Annotated in this window: 9 protein-coding genes; 3 read left to right on the forward strand and 6 right to left on the reverse strand. The window is 73.2% G+C overall.

Annotated elements, in window-relative coordinates; genetic code table 11:
• Positions 1-7: 7 nt before the first annotated feature.
• Complete coding sequence (locus tag WMF29_RS21500) at positions 8-2539, reverse strand: hypothetical protein (protein WP_437330620.1); 2532 nt, start codon at positions 2537-2539, stop codon at positions 8-10.
• A gap of 242 nt (positions 2540-2781) precedes the next feature.
• On the opposite strand from WMF29_RS21500, the gene WMF29_RS21505 reads away from it, so the two are divergent.
• Entirely contained in the window at positions 2782-4287 is a 1506-nt protein-coding gene (locus WMF29_RS21505; RefSeq protein WP_437330621.1) for a serine/threonine-protein kinase, read from the forward strand.
• Positions 4288-4313: 26 nt separating this feature from the next.
• Here WMF29_RS21505 and WMF29_RS21510 read toward each other — a convergent pair whose 3' ends face one another.
• Positions 4314-5393 (reverse strand): hypothetical protein, encoded by a 1080-nt coding sequence (locus tag WMF29_RS21510; protein WP_437330622.1) that lies wholly within the window; start codon positions 5391-5393, stop codon positions 4314-4316.
• Between the two features lie 252 nt (positions 5394-5645).
• Here WMF29_RS21510 and WMF29_RS21515 point away from each other — a divergent pair, with 252 nt between their 5' ends.
• Complete coding sequence (locus WMF29_RS21515) at positions 5646-7502, forward strand: serine/threonine-protein kinase (RefSeq protein WP_437330623.1); 1857 nt, start codon at positions 5646-5648, stop codon at positions 7500-7502.
• A gap of 104 nt (positions 7503-7606) precedes the next feature.
• Here WMF29_RS21515 and WMF29_RS21520 read toward each other — a convergent pair whose 3' ends face one another.
• Positions 7607-7795, reverse strand: a complete 189-nt coding sequence (locus WMF29_RS21520) for a hypothetical protein (RefSeq protein ID WP_437330624.1) — start codon at positions 7793-7795, stop codon at positions 7607-7609.
• Between the two features lie 164 nt (positions 7796-7959).
• Here WMF29_RS21520 and WMF29_RS21525 point away from each other — a divergent pair, with 164 nt between their 5' ends.
• Positions 7960-8223, forward strand: coding sequence for a GlsB/YeaQ/YmgE family stress response membrane protein (locus WMF29_RS21525; protein WP_437330625.1), 264 nt, complete (start codon positions 7960-7962; stop codon positions 8221-8223).
• On the opposite strand, the gene WMF29_RS21530 is transcribed toward WMF29_RS21525, so the two are convergent.
• The 3 genes from WMF29_RS21530 to WMF29_RS21540 all read right to left on the reverse strand — a co-directional run bounded on the left by WMF29_RS21530 (position 8184) and on the right by WMF29_RS21540 (position 12353).
• A complete protein-coding gene (locus WMF29_RS21530; RefSeq protein WP_437330626.1) occupies positions 8184-8993 on the reverse strand; it encodes a hypothetical protein in 810 nt (269 codons plus the stop codon). The genes WMF29_RS21525 and WMF29_RS21530 overlap by 40 nt on opposite strands.
• 146 nt (positions 8994-9139) lie before the next feature.
• Positions 9140-10516, reverse strand: a complete 1377-nt coding sequence (locus WMF29_RS21535; RefSeq protein ID WP_437330627.1) for a serine/threonine-protein kinase — start codon at positions 10514-10516, stop codon at positions 9140-9142.
• Positions 10517-10904: 388 nt separating this feature from the next.
• Positions 10905-12353 (reverse strand): flippase, encoded by a 1449-nt coding sequence (locus tag WMF29_RS21540; protein WP_437330628.1) that lies wholly within the window; start codon positions 12351-12353, stop codon positions 10905-10907.
• Positions 12354-12460 lie beyond the last annotated feature (107 nt).

Raw genomic sequence — 12460 nt, forward strand, 5'->3', positions numbered from 1 at the left:
CATGCGCTCAGCCGCCGGTCTTCTCTGCGGCGCCGCTCTCGAGGTGCACCGTCCAGCATACGGCGCCGGAGGCCGGCTCACCGCCGGGCGGCCCCACGCTGACCTCCGCGCGGGCCGGCCCGACGGCACGGACATAGAGCCGCTGTCCGACGGCGCCGCGCCCGAGCGCGCAGACCGCGCGGCGCACGCGCGGATCGTCCGCCGCGACCTCCCCCTCGTCGTCGGCAGCCATGAACAGGAGCTCGACCTCGGGCTTCAAGCAAGCGCCGATCTCCCGCCAGACGTCGTAGTCGACGGACGGATCCAGGACGTCGGCGAGCTGCCCGTGGCGGGCGCGCCCGACGCGGTAGCGGAACGCGTCGCGCTTCTCCGCGCGGAGCGTGGCCCCGATCCGATCGAACCGGAGCGACAGCGCGCCGAGCGCGGCGGCCATCTTCACGGTGGGCGCGCCCAGGTTGGCCTTGTCCGGCTCCTTGAAGCGGTGCACCTGCACGCCTGCCGGCAGCACGCCGGCGAGCAGCTCCGCGAAGCGCTGGTTCATCCCGAGGCGCCCGCCGAGCAGGATCCGGAGCCCCTGGTAAGGATCCGGCTCCCTCCCGATCTTGGCCACCGCGCCCTCGAGGTGCCGGCGGACCACCTCGACCCCGTCCCGGAACCACGCGTCGATCGCGCTGCTCAGCGCTCCGCGATCGATCGAGAGCGGCACGACGGCCGGCACCCCGTCGAGCCCGACCAGCGAGAGCCGCTCCGCGACCGTCGCGCTCGGCCCCCCCTCGAGGAGAGGCCGCAGCAGCTCCTTGAGGGCCCACGCGTTGGCGCGCCCATCGGGGGACGAAACGAGCAGATCTTCCGCGCCGTCGATCGGGTCCTCCTCGGGCGGTCGCTCGAAGGGGATCCGGTGATCGAGCATCGCGGCTCGGCTGGACGAGTACACCCTGTAGGCGATCCGGTGGAGGAGCCGCTCGCCCCCGAGCCAGGGGATCGCCGTGGGCTCGAGGTACTCGACCATCCGCTCCAGCCCCTGCGCGGCCTCGTGCGCCTTCGCGCTCCGCAGGATGCCGAAGGCGAGCCCCGCCTCGCTGGCCCCTGCGTCGACGACGCAGAACGGGACGCCGCCGTCCCGCGGCTGGATCCCGAACATCCGGAACGCCTGGACCGCATAGGCGATCGCGGACGGCCCCCCGTCGACGACCTGCAGGCCGTCGAGGTCGTGGTACTCGCAGAGGCCCGCGGGCAGGCTCCGGAACAGGCCGCGGCGGAAGGCGATGAGCACGCTCTCGCGGCGCTCGGGCGACCAGCCCGTCGGCATCGTGATCGCGTAGCGCGTGGAGAGCCCCCGCGAGCGCTGGTTCAGGTGCAGGCCGACGTAGTACGCGTAGAGCTCGAGCGGATCGAACGGGTCGTGCGCGCCGATCCCCTCCTCGTCGATGATGGGCGGCGCCGGCTTCTTCAGCGCCTCCGTCGTGTCGGGGTCGCTCCTGCCCCGGAGGCGGAACGGCTCGCCGCGCTCGGTCCGCTCGCGCAGGAGCGGGAGGGCCGGCAGCGAGGCCGCGGCGCGCTCGTGGACGTCGGCGCCCGGCCGGAGGCGCATGTCGCGCGCTGCGTGCCCGACGAGCACGTCGCCCCAGCGCGTCATGGGCAGGATCACCCGATCGCGCCAGGCCTTCGTCGTCCGGGCCAGCGCCTCGAACGCGACCTCGCTCGGGTTCTCGTTGTCGGCAGACACCCGGACCGGCGCGTCGGCGCCGATCCGGACGAACTCGGCGCCGCCGCGCTCGCCCCGGACGGCGACGGCCGTCGACGCCGCGCCGACGTCCACGGCGACCCAGTCGGCCCGCACGTCGAGCCGGGGATCGCGCCGCTTCACCTCCGGCGGGATCGGGTCCTTGTCGGTCTTGCCGGTGCGGCGATGCAGCCCGACCACGCGGCCCTGTCGGACGATGGCGATGGACGTCGCGCCGAGGAAGCGCGCGCCGGTCCAGAAGCCCTGCGCGGGATCGACCAGCGTCGTCCCCTTCACCGGATCGAGGTTCGCGACGACCTTGGGGAAGAAGTCCGCGATGTGCTCCGGCGACGCCACCCCGTCGTAGCGCTCGACCTTGATCGGCGGCGAGTAGTAGTTCTGGAGCCCTTCACCGTAGATGCGCGGACTGACCTGGATCAGCTTCAGGTAGGGGATCGGGCAAGTCTGCTCGTCCAGGCGGAACTCCTGGTAGAGCGCGGTCGGGGCGATCGTGTTCTCCATCTCGGGCGCGATACGAGGCACGCTCGCGCTCATCTCGGTGCCGAAGTACATGAACTTCGTGCCGGCGCCCCCGGTGAACGCGGCAATCCTGACCTCGTTGAACGTCGCCTGCCCGACGATGAGCGGCGGTAACGCGATCACGTAATCGAGCACCAGCGTCGTGAGCCAAGGTTGGTCGAAGAGGCGCGATTCCCAGCGCATGACGAGCGTCGGGAACGCGCGGCCCTCGAGGGAGACGATCTTCTCCGCCTCGCGAACCAGCGCACCATCGACGGACAGCTCGTAAACCGGCATACGTGGGCGACGTTATCACGAAGATCCCCTGCGCCGGCCCGGGGATCGCGGGGGCAGGGCGTTGGTTATCGGGCGCTCCGGCGGCCGCGCGCTCGCGCCATCGCTCTTCCTGTGGGGTGTCCACGCCGCACGGCGGCGGGTGAAGGCGACGCCCGTCGTCGCCCTGCGAGGGCGTAGGCCGGGCTCGGGCGACCGTGCTAGCCTGGCGGCGTGATTTGCTTCTCCGGACCGGGAACGCTGTCATGAATCCGTTGGTCGGCGAGATCATCGACGGCAAGTACCGGATCGTCCGGCTGCTCGGCCAGGGGGGCATGGGCGCGGTCTTCGAAGGCGAGAACGTGCGCATCCGGCGCCGCGTCGCCATCAAGCTGCTGCACGCGAACATCTCCAGCCAGGCCGAGTCCGTCGCGCGCTTCGAGCGCGAGGCCCAGGCCGCCGCCCGCATCGGCTCCGATCACATCTGCGAGGTGCTCGACCTCGGCGTGCTGCCGGACGGCACGCGGTACATGGTCATGGAGTACCTCGAGGGAGAGACCCTCGGGGCCAAGATCGAGCGGATGGGGCGGCTCGGGCCCGAGATCACCGTGCCGATCATGGTGCAGGTGCTCGAGGCGCTCGGCGCCGCGCACGCCGCGGGGATCATCCACCGCGATCTCAAGCCCGACAACATCTTCGTCATCCCGTCGAAGGCCGGCCTCAGCAACTTCGTGAAGGTGCTCGATTTCGGCGTCTCGAAGTTCTCGCAGCTCGCCGGCTCGGAGATGAGCATGACGCGCACGGGCGCGGTGGTCGGGACGCCGTACTACATGTCGCCCGAGCAGGCCCGCGGCTCCAGCCCCGTGGATCAGCGGACCGACATCTACGCCATGGGCGTTCTGCTCTTTCAGGCGACGACCGGTCAGGTGCCGTTCGATGCGGCGACCTTCAACGAGCTGCTCTTCAAGATCGTGCTCGAGCCGGCCCCCCTGCCCCAGCAGCTCGTGCCCGACCTCGACGCCGAGTTCTCCGGGATCATCCAGAAGGCGATGGCGCGCGAGCCGGGGGGCCGCTTCCAGAGCTGCGCGGAGTTCAAGAACACGCTCCTCGCCTGGGCCGCAGCGCGGCCCAGCCTGGCCTTGCTGACCACGGGACGGACGTCCTTCCCCCGGCTGTCGCTGCCGTCCCAGCCCGATACGACCACACCTCCGCCGACCCGCACCGAGCCGCCATGGGGTGGCCAGCATGGGGCGGCGGTGCCCGGCATGGGCCAGACGCCGCAGCTGACCGCGAACTCGTGGGGCGCCTCGTCAGGGGTCACGGGCCGCTCGACGCGCCCGGCTTCCAGGATGCCGCTCCTCGCCGCGATCGCCGGGGCGGCCAGCTTGTTCGGCGCGGGCGTCGCCGTCTGGCTCGCCTTCGGACACAGCGGGACGACGGGCGCGGCCAGCGCGGATCCGAGCGCTGTCGGCGCGACCGCCATCCCGGCGCCCTCGCCCCCGCCTCCCGCACCGCCGACCGCCCCGCCGACCGAGCCGATCGTCACCGCGAGCGCCACGGTCGCAGAGCCTGCTCCGTCCGTCACCGCCGAGCCCGTCGCGGCGCCGACGGCCTCCTCGGCCCAGGTGAAGCCGCCCCCGCCGCGCCCACAGCCTCCCCAGACGAAGCCGTTGCCGGTCACGAGGCCGCCGCACACGGCCCCGTCGACGAAGCCGAGCACGTCACCCCAGAAGCCGCAAAAGCCGGGGGTACCGGGCGACTTCGGCTACTGACGCCCGCGCCGCGCAGAGCGCTCGGATCAGAACGCGCCGCGCAGCCCGAGCCCGGTCGGCGTTACGTAGGGGGCGATCCAGGCGGAGCTCGAGGGCTCTGGCTTGGACGTCAGCTCCAGCACGAGCAGCGTCACGCCGCCGGCGAGCAGCACGCCACCCCCGATGAGGCCGGCCGCGCCGATCGTCTGCTGTGACGCAGCATCGGAGTCGAGCGACTTGATCTTGGCCTGGATCAACGGGCCGCACTCCGCGCCGACACCGCTCTGCGATTCGCACCCGCGCGAGGCGCTGAGATCGTTCGCTTCCTTCTGCGTACCGCTGCTCTTGGCCAGGAACACCGAGCCCATCACGACACCGCCGAGCCCGAGCGCCGTGGCCGCGATGCCCCCGCCCAGCATCACCGCGTTCGTCTTTCGCTCCTGGGTGCCGTGCGGGGCGACAGGGGGCACCTCGGTCTGCCCACCGCCCCAGGTGCCCTGCCCCTCGACCGAGCCTCCCGGCGGGGGGACCACGGCCGGGCCTTCCGGGACCGGGATCTTCAGCTCCTTCCGCTCGCCGTCGCCGATGGTGACCCCCTGCTCGATCGGCGCGAGGCCCGGCGGAACCACGGTGACCACGTGATTCCCCGGATCGATCGGGCGATGCACGCCGAGCAGCGCGTCCGCGACCGGCTGGCCGTCCAGCTTCACGCCGATCTTCCGGCCGGCGGCGCCCTCCAGCGCGATGCGCAGCGACGCGATCTTGGGCTCGATCGCGGCGAGCTCCTCCCTCGCGTCCTGCTGTGCCCTCTTGAACGGAGACGGCGCGGTGGGCGGGAGCTCCTCGCGGACGATCCTCAGGTAGGTCTCCTTCGCAGCGACGAGCCGGCCGAGGCGCACCTGTGCGCGCGCGATCAGCAGGAGGTGCGTCGGAGCGTGCACGAGCGCCTCGGCGCGACCCAACAGATCGATCGCCTCCTCGAAGCGGCCGGACGTGAACGCTTCGGCGCCCTGCGTGGCCAGCGACCGCGCCGCTGCTCTGTCCTGGTCCGACTGCGCAAGTGCCTCGCCCGTCGGGAGCAGCAGGAACAGCGCCGCAGCGAACGGAACGCATCGTCTCAAGAGCACTCAGGCCTCCTCGCGCGCCACGCTATCACACGCCGTCGACAACGGAACAAATCAGCCCTCGCGGCGCCCTTGCACGGGCGTAGGCGGCGCTTTCCCTCGCGAAATGCGCGCGGCGTGCTGGCCGCTCGGCCCAGCGCCGCGAGCGCCGGCGCAGGGCGCCCGCGGCGCGGCCGCGCCCGACGCTCCGCCTCGCGGCCCCTGTGAACCGTCCGCACAGCGCGATGGCACCCATTCTGCTGCGTGGAACGCGCCATGGATTGCCTCCGCTCCTCCGCGCCCCTCGACGCGGGACTCCCGTCCTCGGAGCGATTCCTCAGGGGACGCCTTCTCGGGGGGCGGTACCTCGTCGAGCACATGATCGGCGCCGGCGCGATGGGGCGCGTCTACCGGGCGCGGCACCTCGGGCTCGGGCGCGCGTGCGCGGTGAAGGTCATCCACGAGCGCGTCGCCGCGCCGCGCGTGAGCGGCAGAGCGAGCCACCGCGTCTGCACGACGCGCGTCGCCGCGTCGCCGCGCGGCGAGGGCGCCGGCCACCGAGGATCGAGCGGCGTGAGCGAGAGGTCGCGCTCCGAAGAGAGATCGCGCTCCGGGGGCGTCCGCGCCGGAGACGCCGTGCTGAGGTTCCATGTCGAAGCGCTCGCGGCGAGCCGGCTCGATCACCCGAACATCGTGCGCGTCCTCGACTTCGGCTGCGAGCCCGTGAGCCTACACGGCGCGCTCGGCGCGAGCGCCGGCGGACACGAGGCGGAGCCGCCCAGCCTCTGGTACCTGGTCACCGAGCACCTCGACGGCGAGGACCTCATCGACCTCCTGAACGCCGCCCCGATCCTGCCCCCGGAGCGCATCGTCTCGATCATGCGCCAGCTGTGCTCCGCGCTGCAGCACGCGCACGACGCGGGCGTCATCCACCGCGACGTCAAGCCCGAGAACATCCGCCTGGTGCCCCGCGTCGACGACGACGGGGCGCCGTTCGAGCAGGTGAAGCTCCTCGACTTCGGGACGGCGAAGCTGCTCCACGACGACCGATCCGGCGCGTTCGGCGGCTCGCCCCTGCTCCCCGTGCCCGACGAGGACAACGGCAGGCTCGTCATCGGAACCCCGGCCTACATGAGCCCGGAGCAGGCCGCAGGGCAGCCTGTCGATGCGCGGAGCGACGTCTACGCGTGCGGCGTGCTGCTCTTCGAGATGGCCACGGGGCGGCTCCCCTTCGAGCGCCCGACGCCCGTCGCGCTCGCCGCCGCGCACGTCGAGTCCCCGCCGCCCCGACCGAGCGCGCTCCATCCGGCGTTCGATCCCGATCTGGAGGCGCTGATCCTCCAGTGCCTGCGCAAAAATCCAGAGGACCGCCCGCAGAGCGCGCGCGCGCTGCGCGAGGCGCTCGGGCACATCGCGCTTCGCCGGGCGCGCTCCGCCGCCGACGAGCACGCCGCGGTCAGCCGCTCTCCGCGCACCTCGGAGAGCGCGCGCCCAGCGACGCCGTCCTCGTCGCGCCGGAGCTCCTCCGCGGAGGACGCCGCCACGGCGCGCTCGGCGGGAGCCTCGACGTGGGTGGGCCATCGCTCGCCGTCTCTGCCGGAGAGCGCGCACCTCGAGCGCCCCGGCTCTCCGCCGACCGCACAGCGAGACGAGTCGTCCGCTCCAACGTGGGTCGGCCACCGCTCCACGCCTTGTCACCCGGCTGCGCTCGTCGAGGCGGCCTCGCCCCACGCGCCGGCTGGCGCGCCGCCGGCGGACGTGGCACCCCCGCCCGCCCAGGCGTCACCTCCCGCGCACGCTCCGGCCAGCGCCCAGCGCGCACCGGCGCTCGACGCGACGATCGAGCCGCTCTCTTTGCTTCGAGCGCACCGCTCCTGCGGATCGCGGAGCCTGGTCGCGCTCCGCCGGCGCCGGCGCGGGCGTCTCGCGCCGGTCGTGATCGGCACCGTCGCTGCCACGGTGCTCGGCGGATCGCTGTGCCTGCTCTTCAACGCTGCAGGCGCGGCGCTCGCCACGCTCACCTCGCCATCGCCGGAGCGCGAGAGCGAGGCGCCTCCGACCGCCGAGGGACGCGCATGGCCGGCGCGCGCGCCAGAGCCGGACCCCACCTGCCCTGCGGGACCACCGCGTTGAACGCCCCAGCCGGGCCGCACGCCGGGTACGCCCCGGGGCACGGCGGGCCGACGGGCGCGGGCGACGCGCCCGCTCACGCGACGCCCGGATCGGGCTCGGAGCGCTCAAGGAACGACGCGAAGCAGACCGACGGCGAGGGCCAGGGCGCGCGCGGTGCGAACGAAGCGCTCACCCCACGCCGGGAGCGCGCCGAGCGCGCCGCGATCCTCGATCCCGCCCGCGCCGCCGCGCGCCGATGTACAGCCGATGCCCAGCGCAGCGCGCTCGATGGCGACGCAGTTCACGCTGGCCACCGGGTCTCCGCTTCATGGCGGTGCGAACGTAGCTCACCGCGCGCGGCACGTCGTCTGCAGACGCTGGCGCAGACGCTGGCGCCGGGCGAAACGCTGGACGCTGGCCTCCGCGTCGACGCGGGAGGACGGCCCTCGGCGTCACGCGGTGTCGAGAGGAGCGAACCATGTCCGTGCTGTTGTGGATCCTGTTTGGCCTCATCGTCGGCGTCATCGCCAAGCTGCTGACCCCTGGCCGCGACCCGGGTGGCTTCGTGGTCACGGCGCTGCTGGGCGTGGCCGGCTCCTTGCTCGGCGGCTTCATCGGCCGGGCGATAGGGCTCTATCCGTCGTATCAGTCGAGCGGCGGCTTCTTCACGTCGATCCTGGGCGCCATCGTCATCCTCGCCATCTACAACGCGACGATCGGCCGGCGAACGACGAGGCCCTGATCGCTCCCACCATCGACGGGCTCGCCCCGCCTCGAGGCAGAGAGCTGCCCGAGCAGCGCGGCGGCGGGCACCACGCGGGCCGGCGCGGCGCGCCGATCCAGGCGGAAATCGAGCGCGACGTCCGGCGGCAGCGGCCGGATGGCGCCCGCGCCGTAGCAGCGGTGATAGACGAGATCGCCCGGCCCCGCGCCCCGCCCGCCGAGCTGGTGGCTCCACCACCGCGAGTAGACGGTGGGGCGTTCGGGATCGACCGAGAGCAGATCCGAGCGCTCGAGCCGCACATCGCCGTGATCGCCGCCGTCCGCTGCGCCGCGCTCTGCGGTGAGCCGCCCCCCGTCGCCAACGCTGTAGACGATCCTGAACCCCTCCACATCGCCCTTGCCGTAGACGGCGCGCTGGACTCCCGGAGCGAAGAGCAGAGCGTGCGTGTAGACGAGGTCCACGGCGAGCGCGGGCAGCACGGTCCAGGTCAGCCAGTTGTTGCCCCACGGCCGTTCCTCCGAGAAGAACGCGTAATAGCCGACGGAGACCTCGCCGCGCTCTCCGACCGAGCTGCGGTAGTACAGGACGTCGCCGAGCTCGCCCGCGCTCGCGACCGTCGAGCCGACACAGACGGGCTGCCGCTCGATGGCCGCGCCGAGCTCCGTCGGCTCCGCCGGATCACCGGCGACCGTGCACGGCAGCGCGCTCCCGCTCGTGGAGCTGGCGAGGAGGGGGACGGCCAGCGCAGCGATCGGGAGGGAACGGCTCAGGAGATTCCGGACGGGCATCAGGGCGGACAAGGCTAGCGAGCCCGTCGCTACCCGCGCCAACGCCAACGGCCGTTCTCGTTCGACGACTCACACCAGCGGCGCCGAATGGAGATCTCCGAGAGCTGACGGCTCCCCGCGCTGCGGCGCCGGCCTTGGAGCGCTCGTCACTCGCGGGGCGCGCCGCCGCTCGCCGGCGCAACGCCGCCGTCGAACGCGCCGATCGCCCTGCCGGCGAGCGCCCCGGCGGCGAAGGTCACCGCCGCGATCACGAGCCAGGGAAGGAGTCGAACGCGCCGCAGCGGGCGCGCGTCCCTCCAGTGCGGCGTGACGGCGCTCCTGGCCTCGCTGCGCTCGCTCCCTTCTTCCGGCGCGCATGGGCGCGCGTCTGTCCCGCGCAGCGTTGGCGTCACCTCGCCGCGATCGTCCCCTGAGCGGCCCGCGGCGGTCCGCCGCGCGACCGTGCGCCCGCGAGACCCGGCGGATCTCCGGCAGCCCCGCACGAGCAGCGACCGGTGCCGATCGCGCCCGCTCGCGACCTCGCGCACGAGCGCGGCGATCTCCTGGCCCGCGAGCAGCCCGCGCTCGCTCGAGCTCGGCTCGTCGCCGCCGCTCGGCGCTCGGCGCAGCGAGGCGAGCACCTCGGCGAGCGCCTCTTCCATCTGTGCCGCGGTCTCGAAGCGGCCCTCCGGATCGCGCGCGAGCGCGCGCCGGATCGCCTCCTCGAGCAGCGCCGGGCACGCGGGGCGGAGCGGCGCGATCGCCGGCACCTCGCCGGAGAGCACCGCGCCCATCGTCGCGCCGTCGTCCTTGCGGTGGAACAGGCGGCGCGCCGTCAGCAGCTCGAAGAGGATCACGCCGACCGCGAAGAGATCGGCCCGCGCGTCGACCCTCTGCCCGCGCAGCTGCTCGGGCGCCACATAGCCGAGCTTGCCCTTCACCGTGCCGCCGCCGCTCGACGGGGCCGCGTCGTCGGACGAGCACGGGGAGCCGAAGGGGCCGGCGTCCTCCGCGCTGCTCATCGCCGTCATCTGCGCGACGCCGAAGTCGATGAGCTTGATCTCCCCCTCGAGCGAGAGGAGCACGTTCTGCGGGCTCACGTCGCGGTGCACGAGACCGACGAGCTTCCCGCCGTCGTCGCGGAGCCCGTGCGCGTGCCCGAGCGCCCGCAGCACGCCCAGGCCGATCTCGATGGCCGCCTCGAGCGGGAACGGCCGCCCCTCCGCGAAGAGAGAGCGCGCCGCGGCGGCCAGATCGCAGCCCGGGACGTACTCGATCACGAGGTGATGGCGTCCTTCGTGAACGACGAAGTCGTGGAACCGGATCACGTTGGGGTGCTGAAGCCGGGCGCTGATCCAGGCCTCCCAGAGGAACATCCGCACGATCGACGGATCGCGCCTCGCCTCGGGCCGAAGGCGCTTCACGACGACGGGGTGGGCGATACCTGCCGGCCCGCGCCGGCACGCGAGGAACAGCTCCGCCATGCCGCCCGCCGACAGGCGCGCGAGCAACGCATAGCCGCCGTCGCCCATGGGCAGGTCCATCTCTCGACCCCTCCACGGCAGCTCTGCCGCGCCCCCCTCGCTCCGCGCCGGCATCCCGAACGCGCGAAGCGAGGACGGCCGCCGCGCCATCCACTGCCGGAGTCGCCCCACCCCGGCCAGCCCCCGGACTTGCCCGCGCCGCCACATCGCGCCTTCGCTATTCACGCTGCATGCCACGGAAAGTGCTGCGGCACCGTCACCTCCGAGCCATGGGCGTCGCGCGGTCCTGCGTGGATCCCGCCGGATGAGAGCGCATGTCGGCAGCCGCAGAGAGCCGCGGCGAGCGCTGCTCCCCGCGGAAAATGCGGAAAACTCGATGGCCCCGTGTTCCGCACAGCGGCGCAGAGGAGCGCGCGCAGCGCCGGGCCCGCCCGCGATGGAACGCAGGTCAGGCCACGGTGGCCGGTGAGGCGCGGACGCGGCGCGCGAGCAGCGCGCGCAGCTCACGGAAGGAGACGACGCGCAACGCGAGGAGGAGGACGGCGTAGACAGCGACGCCCACCGCGATCGACGCCCACATGCCCGCGAGGACGCGCGCGACGTAGGCCGCGGTGACCATGGCCGCGGTCGCGGCGAGGACCGCGAGGATGCGGCCGAGCTGCACGACGTGGGCCCAGCGCGCGGAGATGCCCCACGACGCGACCAGCGCGCCGGCGCTCACGGCCAGGGTCGCGCACGCGGCGCCCATGGCGCGGTAGCGAGGCAGCAGGAGCAGGTTCAGCGCGACGTCGACGACGAGCGCCGCCGCGAGCAGCTTCACCATCGCGACCTCGCGCTTCGCCGCGAGCAGCGGCAGCGTCACGACCTGGAACGCGAACGTCACGGGGACGCCGCACGCGAGGATCCGGAGGACGTCGGCCGCCGGGGCGTAGTCGCCCGCCCCTCCGTAGACGAGCTGGATGACGTCTGGCGCGAGCAGGAAGATACCGGCGGCGACGGGCAGCCCGAAGAGCGCGGCGACGAGCATGCAACCGCCGTAGAGGCGCCCGAACGCGTCGCGATCCTGGACGTAGAGGCGCATGCCCGCCGCGAAGGCGGCGCCGAGCAGGACGTCGGGGAGCATCCTGAAGTTCTCGCTCAGCACCCAGGCGGCGCTGAAGACCCCGACGGCCTTCTCGTCGCAGAGGGCGCGGAGCATGACGCGGTCGATCTGGAGCAGCGCGCTCGAGAGCGCCCCGAGCGCGCCGATCGGCAGGCTGAGCTTCGCGATCTGCCAGAGCTCGGCGGGGGGCGTCGTGAGCTCGGGTCGGTAGAGGCGGGAGCGGAGATAGTGCGAGGTGATGGCGAGCTCCAGCACGTTGCCGAGCAGGAACGCCGCGGCCGCGGCGACGACGCCGCAGCCGAGCGCGAGCAAGGCGGCCGAGAGCGCGATGACGAACAGCCGCGCGCCGAGCTCCGCGTACAGGATGTACTGGAACCGCTCGTGGGCCTCGAACGAGAGCCACATGGTCGAGTAGAGCAGCGTCGCGAGCTGGGAAGCCGCGGCGAGCACGATGAGCTGCGCGCCGAGCCCCGAGCGCGTCGCCAGCACGACAGCCACGGTCGCGCCGAGCACCACCGTCCCGGTCACGCCCCGGATGGCGAGCGCTGCGCCGAGGTGACGCGGCCCGAGCTCGGGCTTCACGGCGACCTCTCGGGCCAGATATCCCCTCACCCCGACGCCGGCGGCGATCGTGACGATCCCCGCGATCGCGAGCGACGCCTGGAACTCCCCCCAGGCGGCGACCCCCACCTTCCGCGCGAGATAGCCGACGAACACGACGCCAAGGACGGCCATGATCGCCTGCTTCAGGAGCATCAGCGCCGCGTTCAGCGCGATGCGCCGGCCATCCTTCATGAACACCTCCTGGTGTTCCCCATGCTGTCGGGCACCGCTGTCCGCGCAGCGGGATCGGCCCCCATTCGAGCGTCGTGCGCCCCCAGAGAGCGTCCGTCTCGCGCAGC

This window comes from Sorangium sp. So ce381 (assembly GCF_051473845.1).
GTDB lineage: Bacteria > Myxococcota_A > Polyangia > Polyangiales > Polyangiaceae > Sorangium > Sorangium atrum.